This is a genomic window from Mycobacterium sp. IDUB_39 (genome assembly GCF_055419205.1).
In genome coordinates, this window is the sequence record NZ_JBVAXF010000002.1 from 1,137,327 (window position 1) to 1,155,978 (window position 18,652).

20 protein-coding genes are annotated in these 18,652 nt (G+C 68.1%); 14 read left to right on the forward strand and 6 right to left on the reverse strand.

Annotation, left to right across the window (positions count from 1 at the left end; all coding sequences use genetic code 11):
• Window positions 1–30 precede the first annotated feature (30 nt).
• The 4 genes from ACZY0X_RS11560 (at window position 31) to ACZY0X_RS11575 (ending at window position 5,757) form a co-directional block, all read left to right on the forward strand.
• On the forward strand, window positions 31–1,953 hold the full coding sequence (locus ACZY0X_RS11560; protein ID WP_463770646.1) for an ArnT family glycosyltransferase: 1,923 nt from the start codon (window positions 31–33) through the stop codon (window positions 1,951–1,953).
• Between the two features lie 62 nt (window positions 1,954–2,015).
• Entirely contained in the window at window positions 2,016–3,263 is a 1,248-nt protein-coding gene (locus tag ACZY0X_RS11565; protein WP_463770404.1) for a bifunctional glycosyltransferase family 2/GtrA family protein, read from the forward strand.
• Between the two features lie 17 nt (window positions 3,264–3,280).
• Window positions 3,281–5,203, forward strand: coding sequence for an ArnT family glycosyltransferase (locus ACZY0X_RS11570; protein ID WP_463770406.1), 1,923 nt, complete (start codon window positions 3,281–3,283; stop codon window positions 5,201–5,203).
• Window positions 5,204–5,256: 53 nt separating this feature from the next.
• Window positions 5,257–5,757: a beta-class carbonic anhydrase gene (locus tag ACZY0X_RS11575; RefSeq protein WP_463770408.1), complete on the forward strand. Its 501-nt coding sequence runs from the start codon at window positions 5,257–5,259 to the stop codon at window positions 5,755–5,757.
• A 48-nt stretch (window positions 5,758–5,805) separates the two neighbouring features.
• Here ACZY0X_RS11575 and ACZY0X_RS11580 read toward each other — a convergent pair whose 3' ends face one another.
• Complete coding sequence (locus tag ACZY0X_RS11580; protein ID WP_463770410.1) at window positions 5,806–6,219, reverse strand: PaaI family thioesterase; 414 nt, start codon at window positions 6,217–6,219, stop codon at window positions 5,806–5,808.
• Between the two features lie 164 nt (window positions 6,220–6,383).
• Here ACZY0X_RS11580 and cysD point away from each other — a divergent pair, with 164 nt between their 5' ends.
• The 5 genes from cysD (at window position 6,384) to ACZY0X_RS11605 (ending at window position 11,318) form a co-directional block, all read left to right on the forward strand.
• Complete coding sequence (gene cysD / locus ACZY0X_RS11585; protein ID WP_463770412.1) at window positions 6,384–7,310, forward strand: sulfate adenylyltransferase subunit CysD; 927 nt, start codon at window positions 6,384–6,386, stop codon at window positions 7,308–7,310.
• On the forward strand, window positions 7,310–9,160 hold the full coding sequence (gene cysN / locus ACZY0X_RS11590; protein ID WP_463770414.1) for a sulfate adenylyltransferase subunit CysN: 1,851 nt from the start codon (window positions 7,310–7,312) through the stop codon (window positions 9,158–9,160). The genes cysD and cysN overlap by 1 nt, the downstream gene beginning before the upstream one ends.
• Entirely contained in the window at window positions 9,157–9,906 is a 750-nt protein-coding gene (locus tag ACZY0X_RS11595; RefSeq protein WP_463770416.1) for a 3'(2'),5'-bisphosphate nucleotidase CysQ, read from the forward strand. Before cysN ends, ACZY0X_RS11595 begins: the two co-directional genes overlap by 4 nt.
• A 96-nt stretch (window positions 9,907–10,002) precedes the next feature.
• Window positions 10,003–10,368, forward strand: a complete 366-nt coding sequence (locus tag ACZY0X_RS11600; protein ID WP_463770418.1) for a BlaI/MecI/CopY family transcriptional regulator — start codon at window positions 10,003–10,005, stop codon at window positions 10,366–10,368.
• Complete coding sequence (locus ACZY0X_RS11605) at window positions 10,365–11,318, forward strand: M56 family metallopeptidase (RefSeq protein ID WP_463770420.1); 954 nt, start codon at window positions 10,365–10,367, stop codon at window positions 11,316–11,318. Before ACZY0X_RS11600 ends, ACZY0X_RS11605 begins: the two co-directional genes overlap by 4 nt.
• On the opposite strand, the gene ACZY0X_RS11610 is transcribed toward ACZY0X_RS11605, so the two are convergent.
• Window positions 11,298–11,738, reverse strand: a complete 441-nt coding sequence (locus ACZY0X_RS11610) for a hypothetical protein (RefSeq protein WP_463770422.1) — start codon at window positions 11,736–11,738, stop codon at window positions 11,298–11,300. The genes ACZY0X_RS11605 and ACZY0X_RS11610 overlap by 21 nt on opposite strands.
• Window positions 11,739–11,918: 180 nt before the next feature.
• Here ACZY0X_RS11610 and ACZY0X_RS11615 point away from each other — a divergent pair, with 180 nt between their 5' ends.
• From ACZY0X_RS11615 to ACZY0X_RS11625, 3 genes are read left to right on the forward strand one after another with little or no spacing between them, the layout of a single operon-like run.
• Window positions 11,919–12,683 carry a DsbA family protein gene (locus ACZY0X_RS11615; protein ID WP_463770424.1) on the forward strand — a complete coding sequence of 255 codons (765 nt, stop codon included), beginning with the start codon at window positions 11,919–11,921 and terminating at the stop codon, window positions 12,681–12,683.
• Entirely contained in the window at window positions 12,680–13,528 is an 849-nt protein-coding gene (locus ACZY0X_RS11620; protein WP_463770425.1) for a cytochrome c biogenesis CcdA family protein, read from the forward strand. Before ACZY0X_RS11615 ends, ACZY0X_RS11620 begins: the two co-directional genes overlap by 4 nt.
• A 10-nt stretch (window positions 13,529–13,538) precedes the next feature.
• Window positions 13,539–14,135 (forward strand): isochorismatase family protein, encoded by a 597-nt coding sequence (locus ACZY0X_RS11625; RefSeq protein ID WP_463770427.1) that lies wholly within the window; start codon window positions 13,539–13,541, stop codon window positions 14,133–14,135.
• Window positions 14,136–14,163: 28 nt separating this feature from the next.
• Here the strand turns inward: ACZY0X_RS11625 and ACZY0X_RS11630 are convergent, their stop codons facing one another.
• From ACZY0X_RS11630 to ACZY0X_RS11640, 3 genes are all read right to left on the reverse strand, one after another.
• Window positions 14,164–15,393 (reverse strand): NRAMP family divalent metal transporter, encoded by a 1,230-nt coding sequence (locus ACZY0X_RS11630; RefSeq protein WP_463770429.1) that lies wholly within the window; start codon window positions 15,391–15,393, stop codon window positions 14,164–14,166.
• 5 nt (window positions 15,394–15,398) lie between these two features.
• Window positions 15,399–16,235 carry a magnesium transporter gene (locus tag ACZY0X_RS11635; RefSeq protein ID WP_463770431.1) on the reverse strand — a complete coding sequence of 279 codons (837 nt, stop codon included), beginning with the start codon at window positions 16,233–16,235 and terminating at the stop codon, window positions 15,399–15,401.
• Between the two features lie 68 nt (window positions 16,236–16,303).
• Window positions 16,304–16,672 (reverse strand): SpoIIAA family protein, encoded by a 369-nt coding sequence (locus ACZY0X_RS11640; protein WP_463770433.1) that lies wholly within the window; start codon window positions 16,670–16,672, stop codon window positions 16,304–16,306.
• A 121-nt stretch (window positions 16,673–16,793) separates the two neighbouring features.
• Between ACZY0X_RS11640 and ACZY0X_RS11645 the strand changes: the two genes are divergently transcribed.
• Together ACZY0X_RS11645 and ACZY0X_RS11650 are read left to right on the forward strand one after the other, a co-directional pair.
• Complete coding sequence (locus ACZY0X_RS11645; RefSeq protein ID WP_463770435.1) at window positions 16,794–17,447, forward strand: pyridoxamine 5'-phosphate oxidase family protein; 654 nt, start codon at window positions 16,794–16,796, stop codon at window positions 17,445–17,447.
• A gap of 51 nt (window positions 17,448–17,498) precedes the next feature.
• The gene (locus tag ACZY0X_RS11650) at window positions 17,499–17,969 is read left to right on the forward strand and encodes an Rrf2 family transcriptional regulator (protein ID WP_463770437.1); all 471 of its coding nucleotides are present in this window, start codon (window positions 17,499–17,501) and stop codon (window positions 17,967–17,969) included.
• On the opposite strand, the gene ACZY0X_RS11655 is transcribed toward ACZY0X_RS11650, so the two are convergent.
• Window positions 17,966–18,586, reverse strand: coding sequence for a TetR/AcrR family transcriptional regulator (locus tag ACZY0X_RS11655; protein WP_463770439.1), 621 nt, complete (start codon window positions 18,584–18,586; stop codon window positions 17,966–17,968). The genes ACZY0X_RS11650 and ACZY0X_RS11655 overlap by 4 nt on opposite strands.
• Window positions 18,587–18,652 lie beyond the last annotated feature (66 nt).

The window sequence follows — 18,652 nt, forward strand, 5'->3', positions numbered from 1 at the left end:
CGGGTGACTGCCGTACTCCCGCGCGCGCCGATGCTCCCGAGCGACAAGGGATCCTGCGGCCCGTCGCGCTCGGTTGTCGCGCACCGCATCGGATTCTGGCTCCTGCTGACTATCACCGCCGTGCTCTACCTGTGGAACCTGTCGGCCAGCGGCTGGGCGAATGCGTTCTACTCCGCCGCGGCACAGGCGGGCGGCTCCGACTGGACCGCGATGCTGTTCGGCTCCAGCGATGCGGGCAACGCCATCACCGTGGACAAGGCTCCTGCCGCGCTCTGGTTGATGGACGTCTCCGTGCGGCTGTTCGGGCTGAGCTCGTGGAGCGTGCTGGCCCCGCAGGCGGTGGCGGGCGTCGCGGCTGTCGCGGTGCTCTACGCCGCGGTCCGTCACGCCGCTGGACCGAATGCGGCACTGCTGGCGGGTGTGGTGTTCGCGTTCACACCCGTTGCGGCGCTGATGTTCCGGTTCAACAACCCCGATGCGCTGCTGGTGCTACTGCTCGTCGCCGGCGCGTACTGCGTGCAGCGCGCGTGTGAGCCCGACGCCAGCCGCTGGTGGATGGTCGGCGCGGGTGTTGCGGTGGGTTTCGGGTTCCTGGCCAAGATGCTGCAGGCCTTCCTCGTGTTGCCGGCGTTCGCCGCGGCCTATCTGATCGCCGCCTTCGCGCCGTTGCGTGTCCGACTGAGACGGCTGGCTGCCGCGACGGCCGCACTGGTGGTGTCGGGGGGCTGGTATCTGCTGCTCGTCGAACTCTGGCCGGCGTCGTCGCGGCCCTATATCGGCGGCTCACAGCAGAACAGCATTCTCGAACTCGCACTGGGCTACAACGGTTTCGGGCGCATCACCGGTAACGAGACCGGTGGCCTGGGCAATCTCAACTTCGACGTCGGCTGGGACCGCCTGTTCGGCAGCGGTATGGGCGCCTACATCGCCTGGCTGCTGCCGGCGGCGTTGGTGTGCCTGGTCGCGGGACTGCTCCTGACCAGGCGTGAACCCCGCACCAACCCGGCACGCGCAGGCCTGCTGCTGTGGGGTGGCTGGCTGGTGGTCACGGCCCTGGTGTTCAGTTTCGCCAACGGGATCGTGCACGACTACTACACCGTCGCACTCGCACCGGCGATCGGCGCGGTGCTTGGGATCGGCGCAACGATGCTGTGGCGCAACCGATCCGACGTCCGGGCCGCTATGGTCATGGCGGCGACGGTCGCGGGCACCGCCATTCTGGCGGCGGTCCTGCTCGCGCGCCACGACGACTGGCTGCCGTGGTTGCGTGGGGTCATCGCCGCCGGGGGAGTTCTCGCGGCGGTCCTGCTGCTGGTGATCGGTCGGCTACCGCGCCGAGCCGCGACGGCGGTGGGTGCGCTTGCTGTGCTCGTGTGCCTGGCGGGACCGGCTGCGTACGCGGTGGTGACGGCCGCGACCCCGCATACCGGCGCGATACCTTCGGTCGGACCGGCCCGCAGCTTCGGTCACTTCGGTGGCTCTGGTCATTTTGGCGGCCCCGGTGGCCCCCGCGGGATCGGCGGACCTGGTGGGCTCGGTGGACCCGGTGGCGGCAAGGGCGGCGGACTGCTCGCCTCACCCACCCCGGGTGTCGGGCTGACAGCACTGCTGGCCGCCGACGCCGACCAGTACCGCTGGACGGCGGCCGTGGTGGGGTCGAACAATGCGGCCGGCTATCAGCTGGCCGCCGGCGCACCCGTGATGGCGGTGGGCGGCTTCAACGGCACTGACCCCGCGCCGACGCTGGCGGAGTTCCAGCGCTACATCAGCGAGGGAGACGTCCACTACTTCGTGCGCAGCGCGATGATGGGCACCTTCGGCGGCCACACTGCCACCGGCAGTCGCGAGGCCGCCGATATCGCGAAGTGGGTGCAGACCCACTACGCCCCAATGACCCTCGACGGGGTCGTCGTCTACGACCTCACCGCGGCTCCGGCGGTCCGCGCGCCGTGACTCATAGCCGACGCATAGCTTGGTCCCACCGCCTCCACAACGCGGAGTTCGACGATGAGGTCATGACGGACATCGACCTCGCAGACGACCTCGATCAGTTGCCAAGCTTCGGGCTTCGGCCCAACGCGGCACTGCAAGCCACCGCGAACGGCGTGCCCGTGCTCGACGTCGTCATCCCGGTCTACAACGAGCAGGTCGCGCTCGCCGACTCCGTGCGCCGGCTGCACCGCAACCTGACCGACACCTTTCCGTACACGGTGCGCATCACCATCGCCGACAACGCCAGCACCGACGAAACACCGCGCATCGCAGCCGAACTCGCCGAGCAACTCACCGATGTCCGGGTGGTACGCATCGAGCAGAAGGGTCGCGGCCGGGCACTGCACGAGGTGTGGTCGCAGTCGGACGCGGCGGTGCTGGCCTACATGGACGTTGACCTGTCCACCGATCTCGCGGCGCTTGCGCCACTTGTCGCACCACTGATATCCGGCCACTCCGACCTCGCCATCGGAACACGGCTGGGCCGCGGTTCGAGGGTGGTCCGCGGCGCCAAGCGCGAGATCATCTCGCGCTGCTACAACCTGATCCTGCGCTCGACGCTGGCGGCCCGCTTCTCCGATGCCCAGTGCGGCTTCAAAGCCATCCGCGCCGACGTCGCACGCCGACTGCTGCCGCACGTGTCCGACACCGGGTGGTTCTTCGACACCGAACTCCTGGTGCTCGCCGAGCGCAGTGGACTGCGCATCCACGAGGTGCCGGTCGACTGGGTCGACGATCCCGACAGCCGCGTGGACATCGTCAGCACCGCCGTCGCCGATCTAAAGGGGGTGGGGCGGTTGCTGCGAGGATTCGCCAACGGATCCATACCGGTCAATGCCATTGCCGCACAGTTGGGTCCGTCCCGGGCCGCCCCACGCGCGCTGCTGCGGCAGGTGGTCCGGTTCGGTGTCGTCGGCATCGCGTCCACGGTCGCCTATCTGCTGCTGTTCCTCGCCCTGCACGGCTCGATCGGAGCCCAGGCCGCGAACCTGGTGGCCCTGCTCGTCACCGCGGTGGGCAACACGGCCGCCAACCGGCGGTTCACCTTCGGCGTCGGTGGCAACGCCGCACGCCACCACTTCGAGGGCCTGATCGTCTTCGGCATCGCCCTGGCGATCACCAGTGGCACACTGGCGGGTCTGCACGGCTTCGTCGACCAACCCCAGCGCTGGCTCGAACTCACGGTGCTGGTGGCGGCCAATCTGATTGCCACCGCTGTTCGTTTCGTTCTATTGCGGGGCTGGGTGTTTCACCCCCGCCGATCCCGCTGACCTGAGAGACAGAATTCATGACACTCATCGCAGAGGCTGAGCCGCGCGCGCTCACCGAACCGGCCAGACCAGCCGACCCGCGCTGGACCCGTCCCGGCCTGTGGGTCCTGCTCGCGGGTACAGCTGTGCTGTACCTGTGGGGCCTGGGCTCCTCGGGCTGGGCCAACGATTACTACGCCGCCGCCGCGCAGGCGGGGACGCAGGACTGGAAGGCGTGGTTGTTCGGCTCGCTGGACGCGGGTAACGCGATCACCGTCGACAAGCCGCCCGCCGCGCTGTGGCTCATGAGCCTGTCCGGCAGGCTCTTCGGTTTCAACGCCTTCACGATGCTGCTGCCGCAGGCGCTGCTGGGTGTGGCCGCCGTCGCCCTGCTGTACCTGGCGGTCAAGCGGTGCAGTGGCCCGGGCGCGGGTCTCATCGCGGGGCTGGTCCTCGCGGTGACCCCGGTCGCGACGCTGATGTTCCGGTTCAACAACCCCGATGCGCTGCTGGTGCTGCTGCTGGTCGCCGCTGCCTACTGCACCGTGCGGGCCATCGAGAACGGCGGCTACCGCTGGATGGCGCTCGCCGGATCCGTCATCGGCTTCGCCTTCCTCACCAAGATGCTGCAGGCGTTCCTGCCACTTCCTGCCCTCGCACTGGCGTTCCTCATCGCGGCGCCGACCTCGATGTGGAAGCGGTTGGGCGCGTTGCTGATCGGCGGGCTCACCATGGTGGTGTCGGCCGGGTGGTACATCGCGCTGGTCAGCTTCTGGCCGGCCGACTCACGGCCCTACATCGCGGGCTCGACGGACAACAGCCTGCTGCAACTGGCATTCGGCTACAACGGACTGCAGCGCATCGTCGGCGGCGTGGGTCCCGGCGGTGGCGGTGGCCCCGGGCCGGGCGGGGGACCGGGCGGTGGTGGCCCTCCCGGCGGAAATGTCTTCTTCGGTGGCGATCCGGGAATCACCCGGATGTTCGGCCAGTCCTTCGGGGTCGAGGCGTCCTGGCTGCTGCCCGCCGCGCTGATCGGCCTGGCGGCGGTCCTGTTCCTGACGTGGCGCACCCCGCGCACCGATCGGGTCCGGGCCAGCGCGGTGCTCTGGGGCGGTTGGCTGCTGGCCACCGGTGTGGTGTTCAGCTTCATGGACGGCATCGTGCACCCGTATTACGCGGTGGCGCTGGCACCGGCGATCGCTGCGCTGGTCGGCATCTCGGTCGCAGAGTTGGTCCGGCGCAGGCAGCTTTGGCAGGCCCGCGTCGTGCTGGCCGTGATGCTCGCGGTGACCGGCGCGTGGACCTTCGCACTGCTCGGCCGTACCCCCGACTGGTGGCCCATGCTGCGCTGGGTGATCCTGATCGGAGCAGTGGTGCTGGCCGCGGTGCTGGTGCTGGGGTTGCATCGCCTGGGCCGGGCAGCGGGCGTGGTGGCGGTTGCGGCCGCGTTGGTCGGTCTCGGCGGGCCGGTGGCGTTCTCGATCTACAACGCCGCCCAGACGCCCAGCGGGCCGGGCACGATGTCGGGGCCGGCACGCCAGGAGGCATTCGGACCCGGCGGACCCGGCGGACCCGGCGGGCCGGGCGGGCCTGGCCGTTCGCGTGATGACACCGCGCTAGTGGATCTGGTGAAGGGTGTCGACAACCGCTGGGCCGCAGCCGGTATCGGGTCGATGACGGTGAGCGACCTCGAACTGAAGTCCGGTGCGTCGCTCATGGCGATCGGCGGCTTCACGGGCAGCGACCCGTCACCGACCTTGGCTCAGTTCCAGCAGTACGTGTCCGACGGCCAGGTGCGCTACTTCATCGCATCCGACCGGGGCGGCCCGCCCGGGCACCGCGGCGGCACCGCGGCGCAGATCAGTGCATGGGTGGAGCAGAACTTCACCAAGCTCGACGTCGGGGGCACCGCGGTCTATGACCTCGAATCACCACGATTCTCACCATCGCAGAGCGGGTAGCGCTTCACTAGCGTTGGACCCTGGCGTATGCCCTGAGACAGGAGAATCCCGAGATGTCGGTGACCGACGAGTACCTGCGGAACAACGAGGCCTACGCCGCTGAATTCAAGGGGCCGCTACCACTGCCGCCGAGTAAGCACGTCGCGGTGCTGGCCTGCATGGACGCTCGGCTGGACGTGTACCGGGTCCTGGGTCTGGCCGAGGGGGAGGCGCACGTCATCCGCAATGCGGGTGGTGTCGTCACCGATGACGAGATCCGCTCGCTGGCGATCAGTCAGAGGTTGTTGGGCACCAAGGAGATCATCCTCATCCACCACACCGACTGCGGCATGTTGACGTTCACCGACGACGACTTCAAGCGGGCGATTCAGGACGAGACGGGCCTCAAACCGCAGTGGGCCGCCGAGTCGTTCAACGATCTCGACGAGGACGTCCGCCAGTCGCTGCGGCGCATCGAGGCCAGCCCGTTCGTGACCAAGCACGAGTCGCTTCGCGGATTCGTGTTCGACGTCGCCACGGGCAAGCTCAACGAGGTCACCCCCGCCACCCCCTAGCGATTTCGGCGCGCTAACCGTCGCTCAGCGAACGAAAGCGCGCCGAAGTCACCCGATCTTGTAGGTGGCGATGGCCTTGGCGACCAGATCGCCATCGGGCGTCATGATCTCGGCCTCGCAGTTGACCAGCGATCGGCCGCGCCGCAGCACACGGCCGACACCGATCAGGTCGGTCGAACGGGCGGGCGCCATGTAGTCCAGGGCCATCGACACCGTGACGCCGCGGAGGTTATCGGGCGCCTGCGCGCCACACCATGCCGCCGCCATCACGGTGAGATCGGCCAGCGTGGCGATGGCTCCGCCGTGCACCATGTCACCGACCGTGGTGTTCGACGGACTCCACGGCAGCCGCAGGCGCACCTCGCTGTCCTCGAGTCTGTCTGCGATGACGCCCAGCTTGGCGACGAACGGGGACTGGGGGAGGAACTGGGCGATGACCTCGGCGCCGGTGGGAGTGGCCACCCTGACGAGTGTCGTCGGCCAGGGTGCGGAGATTCAATTACCTGCCAGATAATCGCCCTGATCTCAGGGGTTGCCCGCCGGCGTTGACATGTTTCGGCGGCTCAGCGTAGATTCCTGGCCATGCGTGTAATGCTGGCCAACTCGACCAACTTAAAGAGGAAGTCGTGACGACTCAGGAACTGGACACCTCCGCCGGAAAGTACGAGCTGAGCCACCTGCGCTCGCTCGAGGCCGAGGCCATCCACATCATCCGTGAGGTCGCCGCGGAGTTCGAGAAGCCGGTGCTGCTGTTCTCCGGTGGCAAGGACTCCATCGTGATGCTGCATCTGGCGCTCAAGGCGTTCCGGCCGGGCCGGCTGCCGTTCCCGGTGATGCACGTCGACACCGGCCACAACTTCGACGAGGTACTCCAGGTCCGCGACGAGTTGGTCGCCGAATCCGGTATCCGCCTCGTCGTGGCCAAGGTGCAGGACGATATCGACGCGGGCCGCGTTGTCGAGACCATCCCGTCGCGTAACCCGATGCAGACGTTCACACTGCTGCGCGCCATCCGCGAGAACAAGTTCGACGCGGCATTCGGCGGTGCCCGCCGCGACGAGGAGAAGGCCCGCGCCAAGGAGCGGGTGTTCAGCTTCCGCGACGAGTTCGGTCAGTGGGACCCCAAGGCGCAGCGCCCCGAGCTGTGGAACCTCTACAACGGGCGACACCACAAGGGTGAGCACATCCGGGCGTTCCCGATCTCGAACTGGACCGAGTTCGACATCTGGTCCTACATCGGCGCCGAGAAGATCAAGCTGCCGTCGATCTACTACGCGCACCAGCGCAAGGTGTTCGAGCGCGACGGCATGCTGCTGGCCGTGCACAAGTACCTGCAGCCCCGCAAGGACGAGGAGATCGTCGAGAAGACGGTTCGCTTCCGCACCGTCGGCGACGTCACCTGCACCGGCTGCGTGGAGTCGCTGGCGGGCACGGTGTCCGAGGTGATCGCCGAGACCGCCGTGTCGCGGCTGACCGAGCGCGGCGCAACCCGTGCCGATGACCGGATCTCCGAGGCAGGCATGGAAGACCGCAAGCGAGAGGGCTACTTCTGATGGCGACGTTATTGCGACTCGCGACCGCCGGATCGGTCGACGACGGCAAGTCGACGCTCATCGGGCGACTGCTGTTCGACTCCAAGGCCGTCATGGAGGACCAGCTGGCCTCGGTCGAGCGCACGTCGAAGGAGCGTGGGCACGACTACACCGACCTGGCTCTGGTCACCGACGGCCTGCGCGCCGAACGGGAACAGGGCATCACGATCGATGTCGCCTACCGCTACTTCGCCACGGCCAAGCGGAAATTCATCATCGCCGACACCCCGGGCCACGTGCAGTACACCCGCAACATGGTCACGGGAGCGTCGACGGCGCAGTTGGTGATCGTCCTCGTCGACGCCCGCCACGGGCTGCTGGAGCAGTCGCGGCGGCACGCGTTCCTGGCGTCGCTGCTCGGCATCCAGCACATCGTGCTGGCCGTGAACAAGATGGACCTCGTCGACTGGAGCCAGGAGGTCTTCGAGAAGATCCGCGACGACTTCCACGAGTTCGCCGCACGCCTCGACATCCACGACGTGACGACCATTCCGCTGTCGGCGCTCAACGGCGACAACGTGGTCACGAAGTCGGATGTGGCGCCCTGGTACGAGGGCCCGGCACTGCTGAACCACCTCGAAGAGGTCTACATCGCCGGTGACCGCAACCTGGTCGACGTGCGCTTCCCGGTGCAATACGTGATCCGTCCACAGACCCGCGAGCACGCCGACCACCGCAGCTACGCGGGCACGATCGCCAGCGGCGTCATGCGGACCGGCGACGAGGTCGTGGTGCTGCCCGCCGGTAAGACCAGCCAGATCACCGCGATCGAGGGCCCCACGGGTCCCCTCACCGAGGCATTCGCATCGATGGCGGTGTCGATAAGCCTCGCCGACGACATCGACATCTCGCGTGGCGACATGATCGCGCGGCCCAACAACCAGCCGCACGTCACGCAGGACTTCGACGCGACGGTGTGTTGGATGGCCGACGAGTCCGCACTCGAACCGGGCCGCGACTACATCATCAAGCAGACGACGCGGACCACCCGCGCCAGAGTGACGGCGCTCGACTACCGGCTCGACGTCAACACGCTGCACCGCGACAAGAGCGCAACGGCGTTGAAGATCAACGAACTTGGCCGCGTCACGCTGCGCACCCAGGTGCCGCTGCTACTCGACGAGTACTCCCGCAACGCGGCGATCGGATCGTTCATCCTGATCGACCCGGACACCAACGGCACGGTCGCCGCGGGCATGGTCCGCGACACCACGCCCGCCGCGACACGCACCGCGAGCCCCAATGCCGTCAGGCATCAGAACCTGGTCACGGCCGAGGACCGGCTGTCACGGGGATCCACGATCTGGTTCACCGGACTGTCGGGTTCTGGCAAGTCGTCGGTGGCGATGCTCGTCGAGCAGAAGCTGCTCGAAAGTGGCCGTCCCGCATACGTGCTCGATGGTGACAACCTGCGGCACGGGCTCAACGCCGATCTTGGCTTCTCGATGGCCGATCGGGCCGAGAACCTGCGGCGGCTGGCGCACATCGCCACGCTGCTCGCCGATTCCGGACAGATCGTGCTGGTGCCCGCCATCAGCCCGCTGGAGGAGCATCGGGCTCTGGCCCGCAAGGTGCACGCCGATCAGGGCTACGACTTCTACGAGGTGTTCTGCGACACCCCGCTGGAGGATTGTGAGCGTCGAGATCCCAAGGGGCTCTACGCCAAGGCACGCGCGGGTGAGATCACGCACTTCACCGGTATCGACAGCCCGTACCAGCGTCCGAAGAATCCGGACCTGCGGCTGACCTGCGATCAGCAGGTTGACGACCTCGCCCAGCAGGTCATCGACATGATTGACGCGAAGCGGTGACCGAGTCCGATCATCAGTTGGCGGCGCGGCTCGCCACCGAGGCCGGTGAACTCCTGCTCGGTGTGCGCGCCGAACTCGCGGACGCCGATGCCAAGGAGCGGAAGGCGGCGGGGGACAAGCGATCCCACGACTTCCTGATGGCGGCGTTGGCCGCCGAGCGTCCCGGTGACGCGGTGCTGTCGGAGGAGGGTGCCGACGACCGCATCCGGCTGACGTCGGAACGGGTGTGGATCGTCGACCCGCTCGATGGCACCCGGGAGTTCTCGGAACTGGGCCGCGAGGACTGGGCCGTGCACGTGGCGCTGTGGGTGCGCGACGGCGATCACGGTGAGCTCGTCGCCGGTGCCGTCGCACTGCCCGCGCAGGGTGTCACGCCGGCCACACCCGACGTGGCGCTACCGCCTCCCGCACCGGCCACGCCGCGGGTCGTGGTGTCCCGCACTCGGCCACCGGAGGTCGCACTGGCAGTGCGCGACGCGCTCGGTGGAACGCTCGTGGAGATGGGCTCCGCGGGAGCCAAGGTCGCAGCGGTGGTGCAGGGCCTCGCCGACGTCTACGTGCACGCGGGCGGGCAGTACGAGTGGGACTCGGCGGCACCCGTGGCCGTCGCCCGTGCCGCCGGGCTGTTCACGTCGCGCATCGACGGCTCGCCGCTGCGCTACAACCAGTCCGACGTGCTGCTTCCCGACCTCATCGTGTGCCGGCCAGAGCTGGCCGACGCCGTGCTGGCCGTCACCACTCGCTGAGGCCTTCGCCTCACCCACGCCGATCTACTGTCGAACTACGTAGACTGTCGCTCTAAGGCGCGCGGCAGCGCATGGGTCCGGTCAGGGAGGCGCACGGTGGCGTTCGGCGAGTTGGAGACGGTCATCATGGACCTTCTCTGGGCACGCGATGACCCCGCGACGGTGCGCGATCTTCACACCGAACTCGCCAGCCGCCGCCAAATCGCCTACACCACCGTGATGTCGACGATGAACAACCTGCACCACAAGGGCTGGCTGACACGCAGCCGCACCGGACTGGCGTACGCCTACTGGCCGTCGATGAGCCGTGAGGAGCACTCCGCGGCATTGATGCGTGCGGCGCTGGAATCCGGTGGGGACGCCGATCTGGTGCTGTCGTTCTTCATCGATCAGATGGGTGAGGTCGAGTCGGCCAAGCTGCGGGAGGCCGTGCAGCGCGCCGCCCAGAGGCCGGCCCCGTGAACGCCGCGTCCCTGATGTTCGGCTGCGCCCTGCTCGTCACATGGGGCGCACCCGCCGTCATCGAACGTCTTGCGTCCTCGGGGATCAGTCCGCGCTGGGGTGTGACAGCGTGGCTCACTGCTGTCGGTGCCGCGCTGGCGTCGTGGCTTGCCGTCATCGTCCTCGCCGGCGGTGCGGCGATCCGGAGCCTCGCCACGGGGTCGCAGTTGACGATCTGCGGTAAGCCCGTCCACGCCATCGGTCCCGTCGACCTGCCCGCACCGCTGACCACAGTGCTGGTCGGCGGTTTCGCGGCGCTGGGAATGGTCGTCTACCTGCTCACCGTCTACCGAGTGGGCGCCGCCGCACGCCGCGGCCGCGCAGGCAACCGCGAGCACGCGTCCGCGGCCCGCATCCTCGGCCAGCCCGTGATCGCGGGCGGCACCGCGGTGATCATCACCGCGGCCCAACCGGCTGCCTACTGCGTGGCGGCGGGGCGGCGCGACACCATCGTGCTGACCAGCGCTGCCATGGATCGGTTGGACGACGCGGGGGTCGCCGCCGTCATCGCCCACGAGAACGCGCACCTCCGCGGCCACCACCCGCTGATCACCGCCGTGCTGTCCGCACTCGCCGACGCGCTGCCGCGGTTCACGGTGCTGACTGCCGCGGCACGCGCGGTTCCGCCGCTGTTGGAGATGTGCGCCGACGACACCGCCGTTGGCGTGCACGGTCGCGGCGCCCTGCTCGACAGTCTGGTGGCTCTCGCCTGCGCGCCGGCGGCCTCGCGGGTGGCGCCGGAGGGAGTGCTACAGGCCGCGGCGGTGGCCGTCGTCGCGCGCGTGACACGACTGGTCACACCCGCCTCGGCACGCCACCGCTGGCGCGAACGCACCGCGCTGTCGGCGATCATCGGTGTCACCGCGGCGATGCCGGCACTGGCGATCCTGCTATGTGACGTGCTCGGCTGATCGGACCTCGGTGCCGCAGTCGCCGGACGCGCAGGGTCGGCGACGCCATCGCAGGACGACGAGAGCGAACAGCAGCGCAACCGACACCCCGGCCAGGACGGGCTGCAGGGGCGCCCAGAGCCCGAGAGCGCCAGAGGTGCCGATCGCGAGTAGCACGAGTTTGTTGCAGACCGGGCACCCCACGGCGAAGGTCGTCAATGCCAAACCTGAGGCCAGCGCTCCGCCGTTGCGCCCAGGCCCCGCGATCCCGAACCACGCGGCCGTCAGCACGCCGGTCGCGATCAGCACCGGGTACTCCCACCAACGAACCGGCACCTCCCTGCTGAACCACGGCGTGTCGATGATGTCAGTGGGTATCGCCATCACCACCACGGCCAGCACTCCGAAAAATGCCGCCCGCACAAGCCGATTCGCCGTCATAACTTGCATCATAGGACTCCCATGGGCTAGACAGAGATGTACCTACGTATCTACTACGTAGGTACATAGATGTCCAGCGGTGTCTCGATTAGCAAGCTGCGTGGCCGAAGCAAATGCATTGCTCCCAAAGCCTTTCGCGTTGCGTCGAAGAGCCAACACCATGCCAAAGGAGGCACCCACATGCCGCAGACGCCACCGATCACCAAGCCGCGCCGACGCGACCTGACGCTGCTGGGCCTGGCCGTCCTCGTGGCTGTCGGCCTTGTGGTGCTACTTGTCGTTCGGCAGGGCGGCAGCGACCCCGAGGCGTCTCCATCGCCCACGTCGGCCACGAGCGCGCCCAGTGCCGCGGAGGCCTCAGCGACAGCCCCGATCGGGCCGTTGGGTGACCTCGCCCGCCGGCAGGCCGATGACCCGATGGCTCTGGGCTCGCCGACCGCGCCCGTCGTCCTCATCGAGTTCGCCGATTTTCGCTGCCCGTTCTGTGCTCAGTTCGGCCGTGACACCAAACCGGTCCTGATCGACCGCTACGTCGACAAGGGGGTGCTGCGGATCGAATGGCGTGACATGCCCATCTTCGGTCCGGAGTCCATGTCCGCGGCGCGGGCAGCCCGCGCCGCCGCTGCGCAGGGTCGGTTCTGGGAGTTCGTCACTGCCGTTTACGACAAGGCGCCAGCACGCGGGCGCGCCACCTTGACTACCGAAGCGCTGCGCGGGTTCGCCGAGACCGCAGGGGTGCCCGACCTATCCCGCTTCGACGTCGACGCCGCCTCTCTCGCGTTCGACGACGCCATCAACGCAGACCTGCAGGTGGCCCAGGCCCTGGGAATTCCCTCGACACCGGCGTTCTCGCTCAACGGCGAGCCCGTCCTTGGCGCCCAGCCCACCGACGTCTTCACCGCGATGATCGACAACCTCGCTGCCGGCGAGCCCGCCAACTCGTGACTCAGATCGGGATCCTCGGCGCGTTTCTGGGCGGCCTGCTCGCGATCGTGAGTCCCTGCTCAGCGCTGCTGCTGCCGTCGTTCTTCGCCTTCGCGTTCACCGGATGGCGCAGCCTGCTGGCACGAACCGGAATCTTCTACCTCGGCATGGCGGCCGTCCTGGTGCCACTCGGCGCGGGTGTGGGTGCCATCGGCTCGGCGATCACGGCCTACCGCTCCGAGACGACGTTCGTGGCCGCACTGGTCATCATCGGGCTCGGCGTGCTGATGATGTTGGGCAAGGGCTTCACCATCGGCGGTGCGCAAAGGGCCGCCGGCTCGGTCCGCATCGGCACGCCGCTGTCGGTATTCGCCCTCGGCACCGTCTACGGGTTGGCCGGGTTCTGTTCCGGCCCGCTGCTTGGCGCGGTGTTGACCGTCGCCGTCGCTGGCGGTGACCCTGGTTACGGCGCACTGCTGATGGCCCTGTACGCAGCCGGGATGACCGTCCCGCTTGGGATTCTGGCGCTGCTGTGGGACAGGTGGCAGCTCGGCAGCAGGCAGTGGCTGCGGGGCAGGCCATTGCGCTTTGGTCCGATCCACACCCACAGCACGTCGTTGATATCCGGGCTGATCTTCGTCGGCATCGGCGTGCTGTTCCTCAGCACCGCCGGCACCGCGAACCTCGGCGGCCTGGTCACAGCCGACACCGAGGTCGCCATTCAGGGCTGGCTTGCCGATATCACCGGCCACACGAGCAATCTCGTTGTCGCCCTGGCGGTGACGCTGATCATCATCGCCGTCTTGCTCGTACGAGTGTTACGTCCCAGGTCGTCAAACACGGCGGCCGGTTCGTCGGCTGACTAGGCTGCGAGGTATGACGAGACCCACTTTGCGCGAACTGACCAGCCTGCCCAGTCAGCCCGCAGCGCTGGCCGACTCGACACTGATCCTCATCGACTGTCAGAACACCTACACCCAGGGCGTGATGGAACTTGACGGTGTGGCGGCCGCCCTCGACGAGGCCGCCGCACTGCTGGACCGCGCGCGCTCGGCGGGCATCCCCGTCATCCACATCCAGCACAATGGTGGGCCCGGCTCGCCGTACGACATCGAGGCCGAGATCGGCGCGATCGTCGGTGTGGTGGCACCCCGCGAGGGTGAGGCCGTGGTGGTCAAGCAGTACCCGAACTCATTTGTGGAGACCGACCTCGATGACCGGCTCAAGGCGCTCGGCGCACGCAATCTGGTTCTGGCCGGGTTCATGACGCACATGTGCGTGAACTCCACGGCCCGCGGTGCGTTCAACCTCGGCTATGCGCCGACGGTCCCCGCCGCGGCGACGGCCACCCGTACGCTTCCCGACGTCAGTGGGAACCCGGTGCCCGCGGCGGTCATGCAGGCCGCCAGCCTGGCCGCGATCGCCGACCTCTTCGCCGTCGTGGTGCCCGGCGGCTCGGCCATCCCGGACTGAAACCGTGATGCCGCCGCGCACGGCTTGGTCAACTGGTCAACGTCGTCACCGCCAGCGCACCGACACATGCCAGAACTACCGCGGTGACCAGTGCATGGGTAGCCGTCCCGGCACGACTCAGCGTGAACTCGCCCATCAGATCGGCGTCGCGAGCGAGGCCGATCATGACGAACAGCAACGGAATCAACAGCACGGCGTTAAGGACCTGGGTGCCGACAAGGATCGTCACCAACGGAGCACCCGGAATCATCACGATGAGGGCACCGGCCACGGTCACCAGCGCGAACGTCAGGTAGAAGGTCTTGGCCTCACGATAGGGGTCATCGAGAGCGGCCTCCACGCCGGCGAACTCGCACACCGAATAGGCGGTGGACAGCGGCAGGATGGACGCCGCCAGAACCGCTGCGCCGATCAGGCCGACGGCGAACAGCGTCGAGGCCGCTTGCCCGGCGAGTGGTTGTAGCGCCGTCGCGGCGTCGGCGGCGTCGCTGATCGACCGGCCGTCGCGGTGCAGTGTGGCGGCACACGCCACCACCACGAAGAAGCCGATCACACCTGTCAGCACGGCCCCCGTCACGACGTCGATGCGCTCCATGGTCAGGTCCTCGGTGCGCAGTTTCTTATCGACGGCATAGGACTGGATGAAGGACAGTCCCCACGGGGCGAGCGTGGTGCCTACGGTGGCGGTGACGATGGCGATGGCGTCGCTGTTGACGGGCATCGTCGGGATCACCAAGCCCTCCGCGGCGGCGCCCCAGTCGGGGTGCGCAAGGATGCCTGACGCGATATAGGCGAGGAACACCGTCGACAGCAACAGCAGTAGATGCTCGATTCGGTGGAAACTGCCGCGCAGCACCAGCAATGAGACGATGAGTGCGGCCGCGGGAACGCTCAGGTGGCGGTTGATCCCGAATAGTTCGAAACCGGCTGCGATGCCGGCGAATTCGGCGCACGTCGTGCCAACATTGGCCACCACGAGTGAGGCGAGGACTGCGGCACCCCATCGCACGCCATAGCGTTGGCGCACCAGGCCGATCAGTCCCTGACCGGTGACGACCCCCATACGTGCCGCCAGCGCGTGGAACATCACCAGCGCGACGGTCGATAGCAGCAACACCCACAACAGCTGGTAGCCGTAGTCGGCTCCGAGCACTGAATACGTCGTGATGCCGGCGGGATCGTCGTCGGACAGGCCCGCGAGCAGGCCGGGGCCCAACACCGTCAGCAGCGCGCCGAGCTTCAGGGCGCGGCCCCTCACCGGATTCATCCCCCCGGTTCGTGGCGGCGGCGCGGCCAGACGCGTGACCGCAGCAGGGGGCGGGCAACCCGCGGGTCGGCAAGGCGACCGCGCCAATGTCTGGCATGGTGTTCGGGCATGGCCGAGAGTATTTCTGCCGCATGGGTTTCGGGCATCGCGTGCAGCACCCGCATGCCGACGGCCCCAGGACTGGCACGGATCACGTCGGCGGCCAGCCGGGGTTCCTTCGCGGCAAGGACTTCGGCGGCGGCTTCCGTACCGAGTCGGGCGATGAGAATCGCCAGACCACGTGCATCAAGAAGGTGCACGGCTGAGCGTGGCGTGGCGAGCTGCACGGCGTGCCCGCGAGCTGACGTCAGGTGCAGTTCATCCCATGCGACCGCATCGCCGCGCAGTCTTGCGCCGAGCGCATCGAAGCCGAGTCGTCGTAGTACTGCACCGAAGCCGATCTCGGCACCAACGAGTTCGACACGGCCGTCGGAACGACGGGCAAGCAGTACGTCGGCGACACGGGCCACACGCTGACCGGCGATGTCGACGATCTGCGTGTCGAGAACGTCACGGACCAGCAGGATTTCGTCGGCGTCGAGTTCCTCGGAAATCGAGGTGACCGTGCGCGCAGTCCTGTCCGACGTCAGGTGGATCTGTTTGTGGTGATTGGATTCGATGGTCACCCACGGTAGGAGCACGTCGCGCTGGCCCCTGCGCTGCACAACAATCCGATTGACCAGGGACACACCGTCGTGCTCGCCGAGCGTCACGGTCAGATCGGCGAGGCGACCCAGCACTAGACCGTCTGGGCTGCGCACTTCCTGGCCGATCATGCGGCTGAGCAACAGCACGTTTGAACTATGCCGCACCACGGGCCGGAAGGTGGCCGTCCCGCTGATGAGCGATGACGTTCCGGCGCTCAGCCCGCGGCCCACTCCTTGGCGCGGTCGAGATCGTCGATACCGAACACGGCCAGTTCGCCAGGGACCATCCACGCCAGTGCATGCAGCGTGTGGCTGACCCACTCCTTGTCGGAGACGACCGCGATTCGCTTGAAGGCCGAGTGGTGCTGGAAGAGCGCGCCGAAGCCCAGCTTCAGATCCTCGGCCAACCCGCCCGGCCCAAAGCCCTCGTAATCGGAGGCTATGACCTCCACGATCCTGATCTCGCCGGTGCCAAGGCTCTCCTCCATGGCCGGCCTGAACGCGCGTAGGTCGTCCCCGGCCAACCGGCCGGATACCCGGATGCCGGTCACGCCATCCGGCATGTCGGGCAGAATCTCAATCATCTCAAAACCCTAGTCCGGTGACCGAGGGTGTCGCACAGAACTGCGGCAGCGGACGAGATGCATTTGTGGGCGGGATCGAGCAGGATCGATCGATGGGCACAGTGAACTGCGAACCGATTCGATGACTCAACCCTCGACGCGTGTCACGCGGCTCGACGAGTTGCAGACCACCTCCCGCGCCAGCCTCGACGAGCTGCTCGCCAGCACGCCACTGGCCACCGTCGCCCTGGTGCGTGACGGACATCCCGTCGTCTTCCCGACCGGGTTCGCGCGTGTCGCAGACGATCTCGTCATCCACGGCTCCACAGGTTCGCCGTGGCTGCGGGCACTGGCCGCAGGTGCGCCCGCGGCGGTGTCGGTCACAACGCTGGACGGTGTCGTGGTGGCGCGTAGTGCGTTCGAGTCGTCGTTCCGCTACCGCAGCGCCGTCTTGTTCGGTGTCTTCGAGCCGGTACCCGCGGCCGACCACGTCGCCTACCTCGAGGCGCTCACCGATGCGTTCATCCCCGGCCGCGTCGCCGAGCTTCGGGCCAGCAACCGCAAGGAACTCGCGGCGACACTGGCGCTGCGGATGCCGATCGCCGAGGACAACTGGTCGCTGAAGGTCAGCGATGGTTGGCCCGATGACCCCGACGAGGACGTCGCGGGCGACGCATGGGCCGGGGTGGTGCCGATGACGGTCGGCTACGGGGCGCCACAGGCGGCACCCGATCTCACCCCGGGAATCGCCGTGCCGGCCTCGATTCGTGCGATGACAGAGCGGCCAAACCGGTAGCGAGGTCCGCGCCTGCCCGATTCGTGGCCCCGCGGTGGCACAATGCGCAGCATGCGGATGTCGGCCAAGGCGGAGTATGCCGTTCGGGCGATGGTCCAGCTTGCGACCGTCGACGCCGACGCGCTGGTCAAGACCGACGATCTGGCCAAGGCGCAGGGCATCCCGGCGCAGTTCCTGGTCGACATCCTGACCGCACTGCGCACGGACCGGCTGGTCCGCAGCCACCGTGGCCGTGACGGCGGGTACGAACTGGCGCGGCCGGCCGCTGAGATCAGCATCGCCGACGTGCTGCGCTGCATCGACGGCCCGCTGGCCAGCGTGCGCGACATCGGACTGGGCGACCTGCCGTACTCGGGACCCACGGCCGCACTGACCGACGTGTGGCGCGCGTTGCGCGCCAGCATGCGGTCGGTGCTGGAGGAGACCAGCCTGGCCGACGTCGCGACGGGTTCGCTACCCGCGCACGTCGCCCAGATGGCGGGTGCCTACATCGATCAGGAGGAGAAGCGCGGGCACGCCTAACGGGCCCGCGCCGCGATCCCATCGATCAACATCCGTAGGCCACCGTCGAAGTCGTCTGCGACCGGAGTCTGCATCGCGACCTTCGACAGCGCCTCGATATGAGGGAAGGCGCCGCCGGCGACAGCCCCGATGCGGCCGGCCGCCTCCGAGGCGCCGCCCGTCAACGGTCCCGCGAGTTCGGCCTGCGCCGCGCCGGTGACCAGGCCGAGCACCGCGTGAAATGCCGACAACCGGTCGCGGTCGTCCAGGCCCGCGCGGACTAGGGCCTCCACCAGCGCGTCGGCGATCGCGAATCCGGTCGCCGAGGCCATTCGGCGGGTGAGCACCAGCGGTATCGCCGCGGGGTGGGCCCGCACGCCGCGCCACATCGTGGTCGCGACGGCGTGCACGTCGTGCCGCCAGTCGTCAGTCGGGTCGGGGACGGCGATATCGGCCACGACCGCGGCGACGACGAGTTCCTCGAGACCCTCCTTGTCGGCGACGTAGTTGTACATCGTCATGGGGCCGGTGCCCAGTGCCGAGGCGAGCGACCGCATCGACAGCGCGCCAAGCCCCGACTCGTCGACGATCCGCAGAGCGGCCGCCGCGATCGCATCCCTGCTGAACCGTGCCCGCAACGTTCACTCCTTGACAAGTACGTCGTACCTATTGCAGCCTAGCTCATACGTACGCCGTACCTATAA

Coding starts and splice junctions, on each gene's coding strand:
- ACZY0X_RS11615 (WP_463770424.1), top strand. CDS start 11,919: ATGCCGCAGACGCCACCGATCACCAAGCCGCGCCGACGCGACCTGACG.
- ACZY0X_RS11570 (WP_463770406.1), top strand. CDS start 3,281: ATGACACTCATCGCAGAGGCTGAGCCGCGCGCGCTCACCGAACCGGCC.
- ACZY0X_RS11560 (WP_463770646.1), top strand. CDS start 31: ATGCTCCCGAGCGACAAGGGATCCTGCGGCCCGTCGCGCTCGGTTGTC.
- ACZY0X_RS11610 (WP_463770422.1), bottom strand. CDS start 11,738: ATGACGGCGAATCGGCTTGTGCGGGCGGCATTTTTCGGAGTGCTGGCC.
- ACZY0X_RS11575 (WP_463770408.1), top strand. CDS start 5,257: ATGTCGGTGACCGACGAGTACCTGCGGAACAACGAGGCCTACGCCGCT.
- ACZY0X_RS11625 (WP_463770427.1), top strand. CDS start 13,539: ATGACGAGACCCACTTTGCGCGAACTGACCAGCCTGCCCAGTCAGCCC.
- ACZY0X_RS11565 (WP_463770404.1), top strand. CDS start 2,016: ATGACGGACATCGACCTCGCAGACGACCTCGATCAGTTGCCAAGCTTC.
- cysN (WP_463770414.1), top strand. CDS start 7,310: ATGGCGACGTTATTGCGACTCGCGACCGCCGGATCGGTCGACGACGGC.
- ACZY0X_RS11640 (WP_463770433.1), bottom strand. CDS start 16,672: ATGATTGAGATTCTGCCCGACATGCCGGATGGCGTGACCGGCATCCGG.
- ACZY0X_RS11650 (WP_463770437.1), top strand. CDS start 17,499: ATGCGGATGTCGGCCAAGGCGGAGTATGCCGTTCGGGCGATGGTCCAG.
- ACZY0X_RS11645 (WP_463770435.1), top strand. CDS start 16,794: ATGACTCAACCCTCGACGCGTGTCACGCGGCTCGACGAGTTGCAGACC.